The sequence below is a fragment of the Pseudomonas sp. H3_A02 genome, assembly GCF_054671965.1.
The window spans coordinates 4,556,748-4,577,241 of the sequence record NZ_CP162807.1 but is presented as its reverse complement, the minus strand read 5'-3'; the positions used below and the strand labels follow the sequence as shown (position 1 = coordinate 4,577,241).

19 protein-coding genes are annotated in these 20,494 nt (G+C 62.4%); 15 read left to right on the top strand and 4 right to left on the bottom strand.

The annotated features are described in order from the left end of the window. The first annotated feature begins 98 nt into the window (after nt 1-98). The 4 genes from AB4N80_RS20115 to AB4N80_RS20100 all read left to right on the top strand — a co-directional run bounded on the left by AB4N80_RS20115 (nt 99) and on the right by AB4N80_RS20100 (nt 4,967). The gene (locus tag AB4N80_RS20115) at nt 99-620 is read left to right on the top strand and encodes an SgcJ/EcaC family oxidoreductase (RefSeq protein WP_122568580.1); all 522 of its coding nucleotides are present in this window, start codon (nt 99-101) and stop codon (nt 618-620) included. Between the two features lie 233 nt (nt 621-853). Then, nucleotides 854-1,363: a sigma-70 family RNA polymerase sigma factor gene (locus tag AB4N80_RS20110; RefSeq protein ID WP_122568581.1), complete on the top strand. Its 510-nt coding sequence runs from the start codon at nt 854-856 to the stop codon at nt 1,361-1,363. Further along, a complete protein-coding gene (locus AB4N80_RS20105) occupies nt 1,363-2,307 on the top strand; it encodes a FecR domain-containing protein (RefSeq protein ID WP_305481524.1) in 945 nt (314 codons plus the stop codon). Before AB4N80_RS20110 ends, AB4N80_RS20105 begins: the two co-directional genes overlap by 1 nt. A 236-nt stretch (nt 2,308-2,543) precedes the next feature. After that, entirely contained in the window at nt 2,544-4,967 is a 2,424-nt protein-coding gene (locus tag AB4N80_RS20100; protein ID WP_460078459.1) for a TonB-dependent siderophore receptor, read from the top strand. A 35-nt stretch (nt 4,968-5,002) separates the two neighbouring features. Here AB4N80_RS20100 and AB4N80_RS20095 read toward each other — a convergent pair whose 3' ends face one another. The 3 genes from AB4N80_RS20095 to AB4N80_RS20085 form a co-directional block, all read right to left on the bottom strand. Continuing rightward, a complete protein-coding gene (locus AB4N80_RS20095; protein ID WP_122568584.1) occupies nt 5,003-5,404 on the bottom strand; it encodes a hypothetical protein in 402 nt (133 codons plus the stop codon). 331 nt (nt 5,405-5,735) lie between these two features. After that, complete coding sequence (locus AB4N80_RS20090; RefSeq protein WP_122568585.1) at nt 5,736-6,215, bottom strand: nuclear transport factor 2 family protein; 480 nt, start codon at nt 6,213-6,215, stop codon at nt 5,736-5,738. Nucleotides 6,216-6,258: 43 nt separating this feature from the next. Next, on the bottom strand, nt 6,259-6,822 hold the full coding sequence (locus tag AB4N80_RS20085) for a TetR/AcrR family transcriptional regulator (RefSeq protein WP_122568586.1): 564 nt from the start codon (nt 6,820-6,822) through the stop codon (nt 6,259-6,261). 122 nt (nt 6,823-6,944) lie between these two features. Between AB4N80_RS20085 and pssA the strand changes: the two genes are divergently transcribed. From pssA to AB4N80_RS20030, 11 genes are all read left to right on the top strand, one after another. Then, nucleotides 6,945-8,288, top strand: a complete 1,344-nt coding sequence (pssA, locus tag AB4N80_RS20080) for a CDP-diacylglycerol--serine O-phosphatidyltransferase (RefSeq protein WP_460078456.1) — start codon at nt 6,945-6,947, stop codon at nt 8,286-8,288. Between the two features lie 11 nt (nt 8,289-8,299). Next, on the top strand, nt 8,300-9,316 hold the full coding sequence (locus tag AB4N80_RS20075; RefSeq protein ID WP_460078453.1) for an AraC family transcriptional regulator: 1,017 nt from the start codon (nt 8,300-8,302) through the stop codon (nt 9,314-9,316). Nucleotides 9,317-9,553: 237 nt separating this feature from the next. Then, nucleotides 9,554-10,525 (top strand): NAD-dependent epimerase, encoded by a 972-nt coding sequence (locus AB4N80_RS20070; protein ID WP_122568629.1) that lies wholly within the window; start codon nt 9,554-9,556, stop codon nt 10,523-10,525. A 25-nt stretch (nt 10,526-10,550) separates the two neighbouring features. Continuing rightward, nucleotides 10,551-11,294, top strand: coding sequence for a glycosyltransferase family 2 protein (locus AB4N80_RS20065; RefSeq protein WP_122568588.1), 744 nt, complete (start codon nt 10,551-10,553; stop codon nt 11,292-11,294). 1 nt (nt 11,295) lies between these two features. Further along, a complete protein-coding gene (locus AB4N80_RS20060; RefSeq protein ID WP_122568589.1) occupies nt 11,296-11,589 on the top strand; it encodes a lipid-A-disaccharide synthase N-terminal domain-containing protein in 294 nt (97 codons plus the stop codon). A 67-nt stretch (nt 11,590-11,656) separates the two neighbouring features. Beyond that, nucleotides 11,657-13,114, top strand: coding sequence for an ArnT family glycosyltransferase (locus tag AB4N80_RS20055; RefSeq protein ID WP_460083123.1), 1,458 nt, complete (start codon nt 11,657-11,659; stop codon nt 13,112-13,114). Nucleotides 13,115-13,511: 397 nt separating this feature from the next. After that, nucleotides 13,512-15,176 (top strand): AMP-binding protein, encoded by a 1,665-nt coding sequence (locus tag AB4N80_RS20050; RefSeq protein WP_305492367.1) that lies wholly within the window; start codon nt 13,512-13,514, stop codon nt 15,174-15,176. 16 nt (nt 15,177-15,192) lie between these two features. Then, the gene (locus AB4N80_RS20045) at nt 15,193-15,954 is read left to right on the top strand and encodes an SDR family NAD(P)-dependent oxidoreductase (protein ID WP_122568592.1); all 762 of its coding nucleotides are present in this window, start codon (nt 15,193-15,195) and stop codon (nt 15,952-15,954) included. A gap of 16 nt (nt 15,955-15,970) precedes the next feature. Further along, on the top strand, nt 15,971-17,158 hold the full coding sequence (locus tag AB4N80_RS20040; RefSeq protein ID WP_122568630.1) for an acetyl-CoA C-acyltransferase: 1,188 nt from the start codon (nt 15,971-15,973) through the stop codon (nt 17,156-17,158). Between the two features lie 9 nt (nt 17,159-17,167). After that, the gene (locus AB4N80_RS20035; protein WP_305492369.1) at nt 17,168-18,295 is read left to right on the top strand and encodes an acyl-CoA dehydrogenase; all 1,128 of its coding nucleotides are present in this window, start codon (nt 17,168-17,170) and stop codon (nt 18,293-18,295) included. Nucleotides 18,296-18,308: 13 nt separating this feature from the next. Next, nucleotides 18,309-19,082 (top strand): enoyl-CoA hydratase, encoded by a 774-nt coding sequence (locus AB4N80_RS20030; protein WP_024617255.1) that lies wholly within the window; start codon nt 18,309-18,311, stop codon nt 19,080-19,082. Nucleotides 19,083-19,340: 258 nt separating this feature from the next. On the opposite strand, the gene AB4N80_RS20025 is transcribed toward AB4N80_RS20030, so the two are convergent. Further along, nucleotides 19,341-20,492, bottom strand: coding sequence for an acyl-CoA dehydrogenase family protein (locus tag AB4N80_RS20025; protein ID WP_122568594.1), 1,152 nt, complete (start codon nt 20,490-20,492; stop codon nt 19,341-19,343). Nucleotides 20,493-20,494: the final 2 nt, after the last annotated feature.

The window sequence follows — 20,494 nt, the reverse complement described above, 5'->3', positions numbered from 1 at the left end:
ATCTGCCGAATGGCATAGGCGATTGGCACCGGTTGGCCGATGGCGAAGGCTCGGGAGGTCGGCAAAGTGGGCTCATTGAACCCCAAAGGAGTCTTCCGATGAAAATGAAAACCTGTGCCATTGCTGCTTTTTTCCTGCTGAGCGCGCCGCTTGTCCAGGCTGTCGAGGCCACACCTTATGTGTATCGCACAGTGGCCGAGCAACCCAAGAATGTGAACGACCGGGAAATCGCCGCGCTGTTCGACCGCTGGAACGCCGCGCTGCAAACCGGTAGCGCCACCGCCGTGACCGGTCTTTATGCCCCGGATGCGATTTTGCAACCGACGGTTTCCAACAAGGTGCGCAACACGCCGGCGCAGATCCAGGATTACTTCGAGCATTTCCTGGCGGGCAAACCGGTCGGACAAATCAACTACCGGGAAATCCGTCACCTGGGTCCCGACGCGGCGATGGACAGCGGTGTCTACACCTTTACGCTGACCCAGGCCGATGGTTCCAAGCGCGAAGTCCAGGCGCGCTACACCTTCCTCTATGAGCGACTCGATGGCCAGTGGAAGATCATCAACCACCACTCTTCGGCCATGCCGGAAGTGCCGAAGACCTTGCATGCCAGTCACTGACAACAGCGCTCGCAAAAGACCTGCCTGTGGGAGCGAGCTTGCTCGCGATGGCGGTGTTTGTCAGAAACATAGAGGCTGACGGATACTCCGCTATCGCGAGCAAGCTCGCTCCCACAGGACTCTCGACCAATTCCATCCCCGTTTTTAAACATCCTTTGCATAAACAACTTGGATTCCTGCGCGAACATTAATTAGAATCAGTCTCATTTGAGATTTTGCGCAGGCTTCTGGACATGTGTGATGCAGTTACGCCGACGGAGCAATCCCTTCATGCGTTGTACCGTGACCATGGGAGTTGGCTGGAAGGCTGGTTGCGCCGGCGCATGGGCAATGCCTGGGATGCGGCGGACCTGCGCCAGGATACCTTCCTGCGGGTGCTTGCCAGCTCCCAGACCCTGGCGGATCTGCACGAACCCCGGGCTTATCTGCTGACCGTCGGTAAACGCCTGCTGAGCAATTTCTACACCCGGCGCAATCTGGAGCAGGCGTATCTCGACGCCTTGGCGAACCTGCCTGACGCCTGCGCGCCGTCTCCGGAACAGCGTTGGCTGCTGCTGGAAACCCTGCAAGCCCTGGACGAATTGCTCGATGGCCTGCCGTCCTTGGTGCGGCGGGCTTTTTTATGGAGTCAGCTTGAAGGCCTGGGTTATCGCGAGATCGCCGAGCGCCTGCAAGTCTCCGAGCGCACCGTGAAGCGCTACATGGCCCAGGCCTATGAGCATTGCCTGTTGGTGGACTTCTGATGTCGTCGACGCTATCCCCCGAGGCGCGTGAAGCGGCACGGGCGGCTGCCCGCTGGTTGACCCTGATGGAGTTCGATGGGGACGCGTTCGACTCGGCGGCCCTGCAACGCTGGCGCGACAGCAGCGCTCACCACGAGGCGGCCTGGCAGAAGGCCCAGCGATTGCGCCAGCGCTTTGCCGGGGTGCCAGCCTCCCTGGGCATGGCAACCCTGGACCGCCCGACGCTGGCCCGGCGAACGGTGCTCAAGCGGGCATTGGGCGTCGCGGCATTGGTCCCGACCGCCTGGCTGCTGGGACGGGAGCTGCCGCTGGAGGCCTGGCGCGCTGATTTGCACACCGCCACAGGCGAGCGACGGCGCTGGGCGCTGGTGGATGGCAGTGCGCTGCAACTGAACACCGACAGCGCCGTCGATCTGGACCTCAAGGTACGGCGCCTGGTGCTGCTGCGCGGTGAGATGGCCCTCAAACTCGCCGGGAGCACACCGCTGTCCGTTCAGTCACCTTATGGGCTCATTACGGTCCAGCGTGGCGAGGTCTGCCTTCACTTGGGCGAGCGCGACTGCCGGGTGTCGGTGGTCAGCGGTTCGGCGCAACTGCAACCCCTGCACGGGCCATCGCTGAGCCTGGAAGAAGGTCAGCAGGCCAACGTCCAAGCCTCAGGCGCGGGCCCGGTGCGGGCGTTCGACGTGGCACAACTGGGCTGGCGTGACGGGGTACTGGTGGCGCAGGATCAGCCGCTGGGGCAATTCCTGCGGGAACTGAGCCGCTATCGCCCCGGCGTGCTGCGCTGGGACGAAACCCTGGAATCCCTGCGAATCACTGGCAGCTTCCGCTTGGACAACACCGATCGAATCCTCACGCTGCTGGCGGCCAGCCTGCCGTTGGACGTGCACATGCGCACCCGTTACTGGGTCACGTTGACGCTTCGTCAGACTCTGGCCTGAGGCTTGCGGTAACCCCCTGTGGCGAGGGAGCTTGCTCCCGCTGGGTTGCGTAGCAACCCCAAACCCGCCGCCGCGATGTGTCAGGTTGATGCAGTCTGCCTCGTTGGGGGCGCTGCGCCCCCCGGCGGGAGCAAGCTCCCTCGCCACGGGGTTTGAGGCCTGTTCCGATTTTGTGTCCCCTTTTTTTGTCTCGCTTGTCATTCAAGGCAACTGAACAAAAACGAGAGCGCTTTCCAATGTCCGCAGTTGTCCCTTTGCGTGTGCGCCCGGCCTTTGCCGGCCGGCGTCCGTTGTTGAACCTGAGCCTCATGCTGAGCCTGGGTGCCAGCCCATTTTTCATATCATCGAGCCAAGCCGAAGAAGCCGCCCGGCGCAGTTATCAGGTGCCGGCCGGCAGCCTCAGCGCGGCGTTGACCCGGTTTGCCGGGTTGGCGGGGGTCAACCTGTCGGTGGATCCGGCCTTGGTGAGCGGGCGCAACAGCGTCGGGCTTTCGGGGGAGTATGGGGTGGAAGAGGGGTTTGCCCGGTTGTTGCGGGGTTCGGGCCTGCAATTGCAGCCGGTGGGGGAGCAGGCCTACATCCTGATGCCGGCGCCAGAAGGCGGCAGCCTGCAGCTGGCACCCACTTCGATTCTCGGTGCCACGGCGTCGACGGACAGCCTGGTGTACGCCGGCGGTCAGGTGGCACGGCGTGGTTCGCAAGGCTTGCTGGGCTCGCGGGATTTCATGGAAACGCCGTTCAGCATGACCACCTACACCAGCACGACGGTCAAGAACCAGCAGGCGCGCACCCTGGGCGACCTGATCGCCAGCGACCCCTCGGTCCGCACCACCAACCCGGCGGGTGGGCGCTATGAGCAGTTCACCATTCGCGGTTTCAGCCTGTTCAACAGCGATGTCGCGTACAACGGTCTCTACGGCATTCTGCCAACGTACACGATCGACATGGAGATGGCCGAGCGCGTCGATATCCTCAAGGGGCCGAGCCAGCTCATCAACGGTATCTCGCCGCGAGGCAGCGTGGGGGGCGGGATCAACGTGGTGCCCAAACGCGCCACCGACAAGCCCATCACTTCGTTCACCGGCAGCTATGCCTCCAATAACCAGCTTGGCGGGGCGGTGGATGTGGGGCGGCGCTTTGGTGAAGAAGACAAGTTCGGGATTCGTTTCAATGGCGTGAAGCAGGCGGGCGACACCGAATGGGATCACCAGAGTGTGGATCGCGAGATGGCGGTACTGGGCCTGGACTTTCGCGGTGAACGCCTGCGACTCTCGACGGACATCGGCCACACCGAACGTAACACCGACGCGCCCCAGGAACGCGTGCAGGTCGGCGTCAATGCCCAGATCCCTCACGCCAGTGATGTGCGCGACAACTACGCCCAGTCCTGGAGCAAGGCGCGCACCCAGGACACCTTTGGCACGGTGAACGCTGAGTTCGATGTCAGTGATTCGGTGATGCTGTATGGCGGCGTTGGCGCGCGCAAAAGCGACCACGATTTCCTTCGGCACAACGTTTCGGTGACCAACGACGCAGGGGATTTCACTGTCCAGCCCCGTGACTTTACCCGGGAAGAAAATGTCCGCACGGCCACGGCCGGGGTGCGCAACTGGTTCCATACCGGTCCGGTGAGCCATGAGGTCAACCTGGCGGCCAGCTATTTCTACATGGATTTCGAAAATGGCGGCGCCCGTTACGCCAACGGTCGCAGCAACCTGTATGACCCGGTGCAGACCCCGACGCCAAGCAACCCGACCCGCCAGGACGACAAGGTCTACACCGAGAACCGCTTCAGCGGCGTGGCGTTGTCCGACACCCTTGGGTTGTTCGAGGATCGCTTGCTGCTGACCCTCGGCGCTCGCTGGCAACGGGTGAAGGTTGATGACTGGACGAATAACGTCAAGGGCGACACCGCCTACGATGAGGAAAAGGTTTCGCCCTCGGGTGGCATCCTGTTCAAGGCGACTGACAAGCTGTCGCTGTATGCCAACTACATGGAAGGCCTGAGCCAAGGCAAGATCGCGCCATCGACGGCGGTGAACGAGGATGAGATTTTCCCGCCGTTCATCAGCCGCCAGGTCGAGGTGGGTGCCAAGTATGACGCCGGTCCGTTCGCCGTCACCGCTGCGGTGTTCCGGATCAAGCAGCCAGCTTACGCAACCGACGCCACGACACGCGTCTTCGGCCCGAACGGTAAGCGTGAAAACACCGGCGTGGAGCTGAGTGTGTTTGGCGAGCCGCTGAAGGGAACCCGCTTGCTCGGCGGCGTGATGTTCATCGACAGTAAACTGACTGACACCACCGACGGCAGTTTCGATGGCAACCGCGCACCGGCCACACCGAAATACAACGTCAACCTCGGCGCCGAGTGGGACGTGCCGACGGTACAGGGCCTGACCCTGACCAGTCGCGGCATTTATTCCAGCTCGCAGTACCTGGACCAGTCCAACACCAAGGAAATCGATGCCTGGACGCGCTTCGACGTGGGGGCTCGCTACGGGTTCAAGGTCGACGAAAAAAACATCACCCTGCGGGCCAACATCGAAAACGTGGCCGACAAGCGCTACTGGAGTTCGGCCGGCGCGTCGGATGACAGCGAGCCCGGCTTGACGCTGTCGACCCCGCGCACCTACCTGCTTTCCGCGACGGTGGATTTCTAGACCGATGTGCCGCTCCAAGGAAGAGCTGACTGGGTTCAGATGTCGCGAAACAGATCGTGGGCATCCAACAGTCGCCAGGCGATCTCGGGACGTTTTTCCAGCCCTCGGCGGATGGCGGCGGGAATCGACTGGCGAATCTTGCGGCACAGGCCGGGCTGGTCCTGGAATTCGATGGCGATGCCGCGCATGGTCCGCACTTCGTTGTAGCCAGGCTCGACGCGCAGGCGGATCCCCAGGTTTTCATACAGGCGCTGTTGCAGGCGCTGGAGTTCGTCGAGGCTCTGGATGTTTTCAAGGCGCTCGAGCAGGCGTTTTTCTTCCTGGCGGTTCAGGCATAGGATGCGCAGGTCGCTGCCAGGCGCTTGCAGCAAGGCATCACGCCCGCAATCGCAGACGCCGGGCGGGCAGGGGGGGCGGATCGGGATCGACGCGGTCATGGGCTCCACAAAGTCTGCTGCACAACGAAACAGCGAGCTTATCGCCGGCCCAGGCAATGTGATGCCTGGCGGCATGTGGGTCAAGCCTGTTGGAGCGGCCGCTGGTCTGGCTATGCATTCACCAGCTTTTTCTGAAAGTACTCGATAAAAGTGTGGGAGCGGGCTTGCTCGCGAAGAGGGCGGTACATTCAGCATCAATGCCAGCTGATACACCGCTTTCGCGAGCAAGCCCGCTCCCACAGGGGATCCATGGCGGACACAACAGGTGTGTTCGCTGAAATCCAAATGTGGGAGCGAGCCTGCTTGCGATAGCGGTGGGCAGTCGAGGAGATTACAACCCCAACTCGGACAACCCCGGATGATCATCCGGCCGGCGGCCCAGGGGCCAGTGGAACTTGCGCTCGTTTTCCTTGATCGGCATGTCGTTGATGCAGGCGTAGCGGTTGTACATCAGGCCTTGCTCGTCGAACTCCCAGTTTTCGTTGCCATAGGAGCGGAACCAGTTGCCCGAGTCGTCGTGCCATTCGTAGGCGTAACGCACGGCGATGCGGTTATCGGTGAAGGCCCAGAGTTCCTTGATCAGTCGATAATCCAATTCCTTGGCCCACTTGCGGGTCAGGAACGCCTTGGCTTCTTCGCGGTTGTGCGCGAATTCGGCGCGGTTACGCCATTGGGTATCCAACGTGTAGGCCAGGGATACTTTTTGTGGGTCGCGAGAGTTCCAGCCGTCTTCGGCCAGGCGAACTTTCTCGATCGCCGATTCACGGGTGAACGGCGGCAACGGCGGACGAACTTCAGAAGAGGCAGACATGGCGAATCTCCAATGAGTTGATGAATGACACAGGGTTCAACGGTCAGGCGTGTAGCAAAATCTTGAGCATGTCCTGGGCGTGGTCAGCTGCGCTGTGGTCGCCCATGACCAGCGCCACGGTAATGGCGCCGTCGATCAGGATCAGTAGTTGACGGGCCAGGGCCTCCGGGTCTTCGACACGTTGTTCGACGCACAGCCGGGTCACGTAATCGAGCAGTTTCTGTTTGTGCATCTTCGCCACCTGACGGACCGGATCTTGTGGATCGCCGGTTTCGCCGCTGGTATTGATGAAGGCACAGCCGCGAAAACCTTCGCTGTCGAACCAGCCCTTGAGCACGGTAAACAAATTGAGCAGCCGCGCAGTCGGTGTGGGCGCCTTGTCCACTTCGCTGCTGAACCATTGCATCCAGCGCTCGTCCCGCCGCTTGAGGGCGGCCACGATCAGGTCGTCCTTGTTGGCGAAGTAGCGATAGACACTTTTCCGGGAGACGCCGGCGGTTTTCACCAGAAGGTCCATGCCGGTGGCGGCAATGCCACTTCTATAGATCAACTTTTCGGCGACATCGAGGATGATGTCTCGTGTTTCATTACCAGTGATTTCGTTCATTTGGCTAAAGTAGAATGATCGTTCTCCTTGGTCAAGTGTTTTTTTCTCGACCGACAGGAAGACCCGAACCCATCCATGGTGTAAGCTCATCCGTTCTTCGGAATCGACCTTTTGCGAGCCCTATGCCGTCGCTCTTCAAACGCTCCCAGCTGCCCAAGTTGCGCAGCTTTGCACTGACCGCCGACGCGGTGACCATCCTCGATGGCGCTGCCCAGTTCCGCCGTTGCCTGCTGGAGAAAATCGCCCAGGCCACCCAGCGCATCTACATCGTCGCCCTGTACCTGCAACAGGACGAGGCCGGCCAGGAAATTCTCGATGCCCTGCATACCGCCAAAGCGGCGCGTCCGGAACTGGACGTGGTCGTGGTAGTGGATTGGCTACGGGCCCAGCGCGGATTGATCGGCGCCAAGAAGCAGCCGGGCAACTCGGCGTGGTACCAGGAACAGACCCGCACCCATGCCAGCGAAGTGCCGATCTACGGTGTACCGGTGCAGACCCGTGAACTGTTCGGCGTATTGCATTTGAAAGGTTTCGTGATCGATGACTGCGTGCTCTACAGCGGCGCCAGCCTCAATAACGTCTACCTGCACAAGTTCGACAAATACCGCTACGACCGCTATCACTTGCTGCAGAACACGGCACTGGCCGACTCGATGCATCACCTGGTGCAGCATGGCCTGATCACCTCCAGGGCCGTGCATCGTCTGGACCTGCCGAACCTGCCCAGCACCCGCAGTTTGCGCAAGGACATCGGTGATCTGCGCAGCCGCCTCAAATACGCGACCTATGACACCAGCGTCGGCAGCCTCGATAAGAGCGGCCTGTCGGTCAGCCCGTTGCTGGGCGTGGGCAAGAACAATCCGTTGAGCCGGGTAATCGGCGAGCTGATTGCCAGCAGCCGCCAGCAACTGACCATCTGCACACCGTATTTCAACCTGCCCCTGGCCGTGACCCGGGAGCTCAATCGCGCCCTGGCCCGTGGGGTCAAGATCGACATCATCGTCGGCGACAAGACCGCCAACGACTTCTACATTCCGCCGAGCGAGCCATTCAAGATCATCGCGGCGCTGCCATACCTCTACGAAATCAGCCTGCGACGCTTCGCCAAACGGCATCAGCGCGCGATCGACAGCGGCCAATTGAACCTGCATCTGTGGCGTGACGGGGACAACACCTACCACCTCAAGGGCATGTGGGTCGATGAGCGCTACACCTTGCTGACCGGCAACAACCTCAACCCGCGGGCCTTTCGCCTGGACCTGGAAAACGCGCTGTTGCTGGACGATCCCAAGGGCGAGCTGCTGGCGCCGCGCCAGGCCGAGCTTGAGCAGATCTACCGCCACACCCGCCGGATCGAGCGTTACCTGGACCTGGAAGCTCTGCCGGATTACCCCGAGGCCGTGGCCCGGTTCCTGAAACGGGTCAGCCGGGTGCGGATAGAACGGCTGCTTTACCGGATCCTGTGAACACCCGCGCCATGTCGGAAAAAGACACCATCTCCATCCAGCTGGTGCGTGAGGCGTTGTTGCAAAGCTGCGCACCCGGGACGGCTACCGAGGAGGTCCTGAGCAAGGTCGGCATAGACCCGGCGCTGCTCGACGACGCCCAGGCGCGGGTCCCGGCCCATGCCTATGCGCGGCTCTGGCGTTTGCTGGCCCAGCGCCTGGATGACGAGTTTTTTGGCATGGACCCGCGCAAGCTCAAGTCCGGCAGCCTGGCGTTTCTCTGCCAGTGCGCCATGACCCAGCCCACGCTGGCGAGCGGCTTGACGGCGGGACTGGGGTTTCTGTCGCTGATGCTCGAACACCTGCCGGCCCAGTGGATGCGCCAGCAAAGCCTGGCGGAGATCGTGCTGCTGGAAGATGACCAGGCGCCGCGCCGGGCGTTTACCTATTTTACCTATTGGATGATCGTCCATGGCGTGGCCTGCTGGCTGGCCGGGCGGCGCATTCCCATTCTGTCCGTCGAGCTGCGTTGCCCGGCGCCGGATTTCTGCGACGACTACCGGGTGATGTTCTCCCAGAACCTGCGCTTTGACCGACCGCGCACCCGGATGATTTTCGCCGCCGAATGCCTCGACCTGCCCATCCGGCGCAACGCCGATGAACTCAAGCGCTTCCTGGCCCGGGCCCCGGCCAACATCCTGGTCAAATACCGCGATCCGCAAAGCCTGGCCAGCCGTATCCGCCACGACCTGCGGCTATTGCCTGCCGAACAGTGGCCGGAAACCGAGGCCCTGGCCCAGCAGTTGTGCGTATCCGCCTCGACCCTGCGCCGCCGCTTGGCGGAGGAGGGCCAGACCTACCAAGGCCTCAAGGACAGCGTGCGCAAGGATCTGGCGATCACCTGGCTGGCCGAGCCCTCCATCAGCTTCGTCGAAATCGCCTCGCGCCTGGGCTTCGCCGATGCCAGCTCCTTCTACAAGGCGTTTCGCAAATGGTCCGGGTCCAACCCGGGGCATTATCGCAGCCTGATTCTCAACGAATCCGACTGATCCGACACCGAAAATCCCTGTGGGAGCGGGCTTGCTCGCGAAGAGGTCGGCAACACCAGCATCTCTGTGACTGACACACTGCTTTCGCGAGCAAGCCCGCTCCCACAGGGGATTTTGCTTAGCTGACTGGCTCGCTCATAAAACCGTCATTTTTCTTTGATAAAAGCCTGTGCAGGTGCCGGAAAAGCCGGGCCATCCATCAGGGTAGTGTATGCACGTGACCGTTTTGGGCAACGCATGAACGTATTGGTCACCGGCGCCGCAGGGTTTATCGGTTTTCATACGGCCAGGCGGTTGTGCCGCGAGGGCCATCAGGTCATCGGCATCGACAACCTCAACAGCTACTACAGCGTCGAGTTGAAACAGGCGCGACTGGCGTTGTTGGCCGAATACCGCAATTTCCGCTTCCTGCGGCTGGACGTGGCCGACAAACAGGCGCTGCTGGAGGTGTTTGCGCAAACCCCATTCGAGTACGTCGTTCACCTGGCGGCCCAGGCTGGCGTGCGCTATTCCATCGACAATCCCGACCTGTACGCCCAAAGCAACCTGGTGGGATTCCTCAACGTGTTGGAAGCCTGCCGTGCCCATCGGCCGGCACACCTGGTGTTCGCCTCGAGCAGCTCGGTGTATGGCTTGAACGAACGCCTGCCGTATGCCACGACCGACCCGGTGGATCAGCCGGTGTCTTTTTATGCGGCGACCAAGCGCGCCAATGAACTGATGGCCCACGCTTACTCGCATCTCTATGGCATTCCCACCACCGGCCTGCGGTTTTTTACCGTGTATGGACCTTGGGGGCGGCCCGACATGGCGCCGCTCAAATTCACCGAGGCCATCCTCAACGGTCGTGCCATTGACCTTTACAACGACGGCGCCATGTCGCGGGATTTCACCTATATCGACGACATCATCGAAGGCCTGGTGCGGTTGTTGCCGCGGCCGCCGGCCAATGAAACGGGGGTGCGCCACAAGCTCTACAACATCGGCTTCGGCGCGCCGGTGAAGCTCTTGCAGTTTGTCGAGTGCCTGGAAGAGGCCTTGGGCATCCCCGCGATCAAGCATTTCCTGCCGTTGCAACCGGGCGACGTGGTCGACACGTGGGCGGACACACGTGAACTGGAAGAACACATAGGGTTTCGCCCGCAGGTTGCGGTGCCCGTCGGCGTGCAGTCGTTTGTCGATTGGTACCGCGCGTATTACCGCGTTTAACCCCTCAGCTTTTTACAGGAGCGTCATGCACGAAACCCTTTATGTGTCGGTCCTGATTCCGGCAAAGAACGAAGCCGGCAACCTCATTGCGCTGCTGGAAGAAGTGCGTGCGGCGCTGGCCGACGAGGCCTTTGAAGTCATCGTGGTGGACGATGGCAGCACTGACGCCACCGCCGCTGAACTGCGGGCGTTGCAAGGCAGTGGCTATCGCCAGTTGCGGGTGCTCAGCCACGCCCGCTCCCTCGGGCAGAGCACCTCGATCTACCACGCGGCTGAGTTGGCCCGCGGGCATTGGTTGGCAACCTTGGACGGCGACGGGCAGAACGACCCGGCCGACCTGCCGAAGATGCTCGACCTGGTACGCGGTTCGGAGGGCACACCCGCCGGCGTCAAGCTGGTGGCGGGGCATCGCGTCAACCGCCGGGACACGGCGAGCAAGCGGTGGGCCTCGCGGTTCGCCAACAAACTGCGGGCCAGCCTGCTCAAGGACCAGACGCCCGATACCGGCTGCGGCATCAAATTGATCGAGCGCGAGGCGTTTCTGCGCCTGCCGTATTTCGATCACATGCACCGCTTTATTCCGGCGCTGATCCGCCGTCACAACGGCCGGATGTTGGTGCATCCGGTGAATCACCGTGAGCGTGGGGCCGGGGTGTCCAATTACGGCAACCTCGACCGGGCGCTGGTGGGCATTGTCGATCTGTTCGGGGTGTGGTGGCTGATCAAGCGCACCCGACTGGATATCCACGCGCAAGAAACCGAGGTGTGACATGGGCAGAGAAACGTTGTGGCTGGCCGTTGGCTTCGGCGGGCAACTGGCTTTCACCGGGCGTTTTGCCCTGCAATGGCTGTACAGCGAATACAAGAAGCGCAGCGTGATTCCCGTGGGCTTCTGGTACCTGAGCATCATCGGTAGCGCACTGTTGCTGGCCTATGCCATCTACCGCGAAGACCCGGTGTTCATTGTCGGCCAGTCCTTCGGCTTCATCGTGTACCTGCGCAATTTGCAGTTGATCGCCAAGCAGCACGGGCAGAAAAACCGCGAACTGGTCGAGAAAGGCTGAGACGGTGCGAATACGATTGTCTTCCTCGCGGTTGGAGCTTCTGGCGCTTGTGGTGCTGGCTTTGATCATGGTCGGCGCGGGCCTGGGCTGGCGCCAACCGATGAACGTCGATGAAGAGCGCTTCCTCGGCGTTGCCCTGGAGATGCTGCAGAACGGCTCGTGGTTCATTCCCCATCGTGCCGGGGAAATCTACGCTGACAAACCGCCGCTGTTCATGTGGGCGGTGGCGTCGTTCGTGCAACTGACCCACCTGCCGAAAGTCGCCCTGTACCTGCCTGCGTTGCTGGCCGGCGCCGTCGCCACCGCGTGTCTGTATGACCTGGGCCGGCGCTTATGGGGGCGACGCGTGGGGGTGATCGCCGCGCTGTTGTTTCTCGCCACCTACCAGACCTACAGCATCCTGCGTACCGGGCAAATCGATGGTTTCCTTGCGCTTTGGACCATCCTGGGGATCTATGGCTTGTGCCGGCATTTGCTGCTCGGCCCGGCGTGGCGCTGGTATTACCTGGCCTGTGGGGCGATGGGGCTGGGGATCATCAGCAAAGGCGTGGGTTTCCTACCGGTATTGATGCTGATTCCCTATGCCTATGGGCTGCGCCGAGGGTGGAAAGGCCTGGTGTCCATGCCGGGCAAGGCGGGCGCCTGGTGGCTGGGGCTGGTTGTGGCGCTGGCGGCGATCACCCTGTGGCTCGGGCCTTTGTTGTGGATCGTGTGGCAGGGCAGTCCCGACAGCCTGGCCTATGCCCAGGAGATCCTGCTGAAGCAGACGGCGGGGCGTTATGCCAATGCCTGGGAGCACCGCGAACCCTTCTGGTACTTCTTTGTCCAGGTGATTCCGAAGTACTGGCTGCCGATCTTTTTCATGCTGCCATGGCTGGTGCCGGCCTGGCGCAGGCAGTTGCTCAAGCACGACGGTCGGGTGCTGGTGCTGCTGGGGTGGGTGGTTCTGGTGCTGTTGTTCTTCAGCCTGAGCAGTGGCAAGCGCAAGCTGTATATCTTTCCCGCGTTGCCGGCCTTGATCCTGCTGGTGGCGCCGCTTGTGCCGTGGATGCTGCACCGTTGGTTCAGCCGGTGGCCGAGGGGCAGGGCGGTATTCGCTGCCTTGACGGTGGTGTGGTTGTGCGCCTGGTTTGCGCGCGGTTTCATCGAGCCCTACAGAGAAGGTGTCAACCCCCACCAGACCTTGATGCGTGATGTCGCGGGGCTGACTTCAAATGCCGAGTTGGTGCTCGTGGGATGGCGCGAGGGTCATTGGCTGTTCGCCCGGCAACCCATCGTGCATTTTGGCTTTTATAACGGCAACTCCCTGGAACAATCTGCCACTTGGCTGCGCAGCCGCCCGCAGGCCTTTGCCTTGGTGCCAGGGCGGGACCTGGCCCGCTGCTACGACCCGCAAAAGGCGCGTCGGGTTGGCGATACCTCGCGGGCCGAGTGGTTCCTGGTGGGGGCGGATGCGGATAACCAGCGCTGCCAGTCCCCAGCGCCGGAGAAGGTTTATTCATTTGCCTGGAAGCAGCCCTTGTAGTGGCTGGACAGCCGCCTTCGCGAGCAAGCTCGCTCCCACATTGGGTTGCGGGCGTTCACAAAACTCGTGTCCACCACATATCCTCTGTGGGAGCGGGCTTGCTCGCGAAAGCGGTGGTTCAGACACATCATGATCGACTGTCAGGCCGCCTTCGCGAGCAAGCTCGCTCCCACATGAGTGCTTGGGCGGTCACAGAATCGAGGCCCACCACCAATCCCCTGTGGGAGCGAGCTTGCTCGCGATGACGGCCTGGCTGGCACCACATCCCTCGAACCATGGCCAAACCAGTCAAGCAACTTGATGGCTTTGACCATTGCCGCGACCGCCCTTCGGCGCGAGTATTTGCCTGCTCTTCACGGTTCCCCCAACCAATAAAAAGTACAGAGGGATTCTGGTCATGCGCGATTATTCGTCCGCCACGTCGCAGTTCGATTACCTGCCCACCGTCAACGCCGCACTGCACGGCTCGCTCGAGGCGCTCAATGCCTGTGTCGAGTGTTGCGACCGGCATGCGTTGCCGGGTCGCATCGCCTTGTTCTGGGAGGGCCGTGACGGCAGCGACGCCACCTGGACCTACCGTGACCTGCAGGACAACGCCGCGCGGTTCGCCAATTTTCTACGCGCCCAAGGCGTCGGCCAGGGCGACAAAGTGGCCGGCCTGCTGCCGCGTACCGCGGAACTCTTGATCGTGGTACTGGCCACCTGGCGCATCGGGGCGGTGTATCAACCGCTGTTCACCGCGTTCGGGCCCAAGGCCATCGAACACCGCCTCGGCAGCTCGGGCGCGCGGGTCGTCGTCACCGACGCCGTCAACCGTCCCAAGCTAAACGAAGTTGCCGGTTGCCCCACCATCGTCACGGTCGGCGGCGAAAAGGGCCAGGGCATCGTGCGCGGCGACTACAGTTTCTGGGCCGAAGTGGCGAACCTTTCCAGTGAGTGCGAACCGCTGATGCTCACCGGCGAAGACCCGTTCCTGCTGATGTTCACCTCCGGCACCACGGGCCCCGCCAAGGCGCTGTCGGTGCCGCTCAAGGCCATCGCGGCGTTCCAGAGCTACATGCGCGACGCGGTGGACCTGCGCCCTGAAGACGCCTTCTGGAACGTCGCCGACCCCGGTTGGGCCTACGGCATTTATTTTGGCGTGACCGGGCCGCTGGCCATGGGGCATCCGATTACCTTCTACGATGGCCCGTTCACCCTGGAAAGCACCTGCCGGATCATCAACAAATACGCCATCACCAACCTGATCGGCTCACCCACGGCCTATCGCCTGTTGATTGCCGGCGGCGAGCAGTTTGCCCGCTCGATCAAGGGCAAGCTGCGCATCGTCAGCAGTGCTGGCGAGCCGTTGAACCCGGAGGTGATCCGCTGGTTCGCCGACAACCTGAACGTGGTAATCCACGACCATTACGGCCAGACCGAACTGGGCATGGTGCTGTGCAACCACCATGGGTTGGAACACCCGGTGCACCTGGGCGCAGCCGGTTTCGCCTCGCCGGGCCACCGGATCGTGGTGCTGGATGAAAACCAGCGCGAGCTGGGCGTGGGCGAACCGGGCATTCTCGCGGTGGACCGCAGCCAGTCGCCCATGTGCTGGTTCGCCGGTTACGAAGGCGCGCCGACCAAGGCCTTCGTTGGTGATTACTACTTGAGCGGCGACACCGTGGAACTGAACCCGGACGGCAGCATCAGCTTCGTCGGCCGCAGCGACGATGTGATCACCACCTCCGGCTACCGGGTCGGTCCGTTCGACGTGGAAAGCGCTCTGATCGAACACCCGGCCGTAGTGGAAGCGGCGGTGATCGGCAAGCCTGATCCGGAACGCACCGAGTTGGTGAAGGCCTTCGTGGTGCTCAGCACCCAATACCGCGCCTCACCGGAGCTGGCCGAGGAACTGCGCCTGCACGTGCGCCAGCGCCTGGCGGCCCATGCCTATCCCCGTGAAATCGAATTTGTCAGCGACTTGCCGAAAACCCCAAGCGGCAAGTTGCAGCGCTTCATCTTGCGCAACCAGGAGATCGCCAAGGTTCAAGAGACTTTGGCGCACAACGTTTCAGCTTGAACCCAAGGAAACCATGATGCAGATCGACAACAAGATTTTCCTCGTCAGCGGCGGTGCTTCCGGCCTTGGCGCGGCCACCGGTGAAATGCTGGTCAAGGCCGGCGCCAAAGTGATGCTGGTGGACCTCAACGCCGACGCTGTGGCTGCCCAGGCGCAAAAGCTGGGTTGCCAGAGCGTGGTGGCCGACATCAGCAACGAAGCGGCGGCTGAAGCGGCGGTCAAGGCCACCGTCGATGCGTTCGGCGGTCTGAATGGCCTGGTGAATTGCGCCGGTATCGTGCGCGGCGAGAAGATCCTCGGCAAGAACGGCCCCCACGCACTGGCCAGCTTCAGCCAAGTGATCAACGTCAACCTGATCGGCAGCTTCAACTTGCTGCGCTTGGCGGCTGCGGCCATTGCCGAAAGCGAGGCCAACGCCGACGGCGAGCGTGGGGTGATCATCAATACCGCTTCGGTAGCAGCCTTCGACGGCCAGATCGGCCAGGCGGCTTACGCGGCCTCCAAAGGCGCCATCGCCAGCCTGACACTGCCGGCCGCCCGTGAACTGGCGCGCTTCGGTATCCGGGTGATGACCATCGCGCCGGGCATCTTCGAAACCCCGATGATGGCCGGCATGACCCCGGAGGTGCGCGACTCCCTGGCCGCCGGCGTGCCGTTTCCGCCGCGCCTTGGGAAACCTTCCGAGTACGCGGCGCTGGTCAGGCATATCATTGAGAACAGCATGCTCAACGGCGAGGTGATCCGTCTCGACGGCGCCTTGCGCATGGCAGCCAAATAAGTCTGGAGGATTCATGATGTCCAACGATCCTATTGTCATCGTCAGCGCCGTCCGCACCCCCATGGGCGGTTTCCAGGGCGAACTGAAAAGCCTCACCGCCCCGCAACTGGGTGCCCTCGCCATCAAGGCCGCCGTGGAGCGTGCCGGCATCGCGCCGGGTGCGGTTGAAGAAGTGCTGTTCGGTTGCGTGCTCGCCGCTGGCCAGGGCCAGGCACCGGCACGTCAGGCCGCGCTGGGCGCCGGGCTCGACAAGTCGACCCGCTGCACCACGCTGAACAAGATGTGCGGTTCGGGCATGGAAGCGGCGATCCTGGCCCATGACATGCTCATCGCCGGCAGCGCCGAGGTGGTGGTGGCCGGCGGCATGGAAAGCATGTCCAACGCGCCGTACCTACTGGATCGCGCCCGTGGCGGTTACCGCATGGGCCATGGCCGGGTGCTTGACCACATGTTCCTCGACGGCCTGGAAGATGCCTACGACAAAGGTCGATTGATGGGCACCTTCGCCGAAGATTGCGCCGAAACCAACGGTTTCAGTCGCGAGGCCCAGGACGCCTTCGCCATTGCGTCCACCACCCGCGCCCAGCAGGCGATCAAGGACGGCAGTTTCGACGCCGAGATCGTGCCGCTGCAGGTCATGGTCGGCAAGGAACAAGTGACCATTCGCCACGACGAGCAGCCACCCAAAGCGCGGATCGACAAGATTGCCTCGCTCAAGCCGGCGTTCCGCGAGGGCGGGACGGTGACGGCGGCCAACGCCAGTTCCATTTCCGACGGCGCCGCTGCCCTGGTGCTGATGCGCCAGAGCCAGGCGGCCCAGCGTGGCCTCAAGCCCCTAGCAGTGATCCACGGCCATGCGGCGTTTGCCGATACTCCGAGCCTGTTTCCCACCGCGCCGATTGGTGCCGTGAAAAAACTGATGCAAAAGACCGGTTGGTCGCTGGACCAAGTCGACCTCTTTGAAGTCAACGAGGCCTTTGCCGTGGTAGGGCTGGTGACCATGGACAAGTTGGAAATCGCCCATGACAAGGTCAACGTCCACGGCGGCGCCTGCGCGCTGGGCCATCCGATTGGCGCGTCTGGCGCGCGGATCCTGGTGACATTGTTGTCGGCCCTGCGCCAGAAAGGCTTGAAGCGCGGCGTCGCGGCGATCTGCATCGGCGGCGGCGAAGCCACGGCCATGGCCGTCGAATGCCTGTATTAAGGAACCCCCATGCTCCCGACTGAAGAACAGACCCAAATCCGCGACATGGCCCGGCAGTTCGCCCAGGAACGCCTGAAACCGTTCGCCGCCGAATGGGACCGTGAGCACCGTTTCCCCCGAGAAGCCATCGCTGAAATGGCCGAACTGGGCTTTTTCGGCATGTTGGTGCCGGAGCAGTGGGGCGGTTGTGACACCGGTTACCTGGCCTACGCCATGACCCTGGAGGAAATCGCCGCCGGCGACGGCGCCTGCTCGACCATCATGAGCGTGCACAACTCGGTGGGTTGCGTGCCGATCCTCAAGTTCGGCAACGATGAGCAGAAAACGAAATTCCTCACGCCTCTGGCCAGCGGTGCGATGCTTGGCGCTTTCGCTCTGACCGAGCCCCAGGCCGGTTCGGACGCCAGCAGCCTCAAGACGCGGGCGCGCTTGGAGGGCGATCATTACGTGCTCAACGGTTGCAAGCAGTTCATCACCTCCGGGCAGAACGCCGGGGCGGTGATTGTGTTCGCGGTGACCGATCCGAGCGCCGGCAAGCGTGGCATCAGCGCGTTCATCGTGCCGACCGATTCGCCGGGCTACAGCGTGGCGCGGGTCGAAGACAAACTCGGCCAGCACGCGTCCGACACGTGCCAGATCCTCTTTGAGGAGGTGAAGGTGCCGCTGGCGAATCGCCTGGGGGAGGAGGGTGAGGGCTACAAGATCGCCCTGGCGAACCTGGAAGGCGGCCGGGTGGGCATCGCGGCGCAAGCGGTGGGCATGGCCCGCGCTGCGTTCGAGGCTGCCCGTGACTATGCCCGGGAGCGCTCCAGTTTCGGCAAGCCGATCATCGAGCACCAGGCCGTGGCGTTCCGTCTGGCCGATATGGCGACCCAGATCGCTGTAGCCCGGCAAATGGTGCACCACGCCGCCGCCCTGCGGGACAGTGGCCAGCCGGCTTTGGTAGAGGCGTCCATGGCCAAGCTGTTCGCCTCGGAAATGGCCGAAAAGGTCTGCTCCATGGCGTTGCAGACCCTGGGTGGTTACGGTTACCTCAACGACTTCCCGCTGGAGCGCATTTATCGCGACGTGCGGGTCTGTCAGATCTACGAAGGCACCAGCGACATTCAGCGCATGGTCATTTCGCGCAATCTTTGAACAGGAGTCCTGCATGAGCTACGAAACGATTTTATTGGAGATCAAGGACCGCGTCGGCCTGATCACCCTCAACCGTCCCCAGGCGTTGAACGCCTTGAATGCGCAGATCGTCAGCGAACTGAACCAGGCGTTGGATAGCCTGGAGGCGGATCCGAAGATTGGCTGCATCGTGCTGACGGGCTCGAAAAAAGCCTTCGCAGCCGGTGCCGACATCAAGGAAATGGCTGAGCTGACTTACCCGCAGATCTACCTGGACGACCTGTTCAGCGACAGCGACCGCGTGGCCAACCGCCGCAAGCCGATCATCGCGGCGGTGAATGGTTTTGCCTTGGGCGGTGGTTGTGAGCTGGCGTTGATGTGCGATTTCATCCTGGCCGGTGACAATGCCAAGTTCGGCCAGCCGGAAATCAACCTCGGCGTGTTGCCGGGCATGGGCGGCACCCAGCGCCTGACCCGGGCGGTGGGCAAGGCCAAGGCCATGGAAATGTGCCTGACCGGGCGCTTTATCGACGCGGTGGAAGCCGAGCGTTGCGGCATCGTCGCGCGGATCGTGCCGGCTGATGAACTGCTGGACGATGCGCTGAAAACCGCCGCGCTGATCGCCTCCAAGTCGGTGCCCATCAGCATGATGGTCAAGGAAAGCGTCAACCGCGCCTTTGAGGTCAGCCTGTCTGAAGGCGTACGTTTCGAGCGCCGGGTATTCCACGCGGCGTTCGCGACGCAGGATCAGAAGGAAGGCATGGCGGCGTTCGTGGCCAAGCGGGCGGCGGAGTTTCAGGACAAGTAATGCGGCGTACTCACTGACGCCATCGCGAGCGAGCTCGCTCCCACAGTGGATCTGCGGTGTAGGCAATTTTTATGTACATCACCGGACCCTGTGGGAGCGGGCTTGCTCGCGAAGAGGCCGATACATCCAGCATCTCAGTGACGGACCCACCGCTATCGCAAGCAAGCTCGCTCCCACATGGGATCTGGAGTGTATTCAGCATCTGCATACACCACCAAACCTGTGGGAGCGAGCTTGCTCGCGATGCTTTCCCAGCCATCACACCAGGTAGTTTTTTAACTCCCGGGCGATGACCATCCGCTGTATCTCGCTCGATCCTTCATAGATCTGGGTGATCCGCGCATCCCGGTAGTAGCGCTCTACCGGATAATCCTCGAGGTATCCGTAGCCACCGTGAATCTGTATGGCCGAGGAGCAGACTTTCTCGGCCATTTCCGAGGCGAACAGCTTGGCCTGGGAGGCTTCCGACAAGCACGGCTTGCCGGCGCTGCGCAGGCGGGCGGCGTGGAGGATGAGCAGGCGGGTGGCGTTGATGCGGGTGTGCATGTCGGCCAGCAGGTTGGCGATGCTCTGGTGCTCGATGATCGGCTTGTCGAACTGGACGCGATCACGGGCGTAGGCCAGCGCCGCTTCAAACGCTGCGCGGGCAATGCCCAAGGCTTGCGCCGCGATGCCGATGCGGCCGCCTTCCAGGTTGGAGAGCGCAATCGCCAGGCCTTTGCCGCGAGCCCCCAGCAGGTTGGCCTCGGGAACGGTGCAGTTGCTCAAGGTGACCGCACAGGTGTCCGAGGCGCGAATGCCCATTTTGTGTTCAGTGCGATCGACGATGAACCCCGGCGTATCGGTAGGCACCAGGAACGCCGAAATGCCTTTCTTGCCCAGCTCCGGGTCGGTCACGGCAAACACGATTGCCAGTTTCGCCCGTTTGCCGTTACTGACGAACTGCTTGGCGCCATTGATCACCCACTGGCCATCGCGCAGTTCGGCCCGGGTGCGCAGGTTGTGGGCCTCGGAGCCAGCCTGGGGCTCGGTCAGGCAGAAGCAGCCAATGGCCTGTCCACTGGCGAGCTCGGCCAGCCACGTCTGTTTTTGTTCATCGGTGCCGAAATTCAGGACTGGCCCGCAACCCACCGAGTTGTGGATGCTCATCAGCGCCCCGGTGGCACCGTCGCCGGCGGAGATCTCCTCCACCGCCAGGGCATAGGCCACATAATCGACGTAGGTACCGCCCCATTCTTCCGGCACCACCATCCCCAACAGCCCCAGTTCGCCCATCTTCGCCACCAGGCCGTCGTCAATCCAGCCGGCTTTTTCCCACGCCTGGGCATGGGGGGCGATTTCACCACGGGCGAAGTCCCGGGCCATGTCGCGGATCATCACTTGTTCTTCGGTCAGTTCGAGGTCGTGCATGG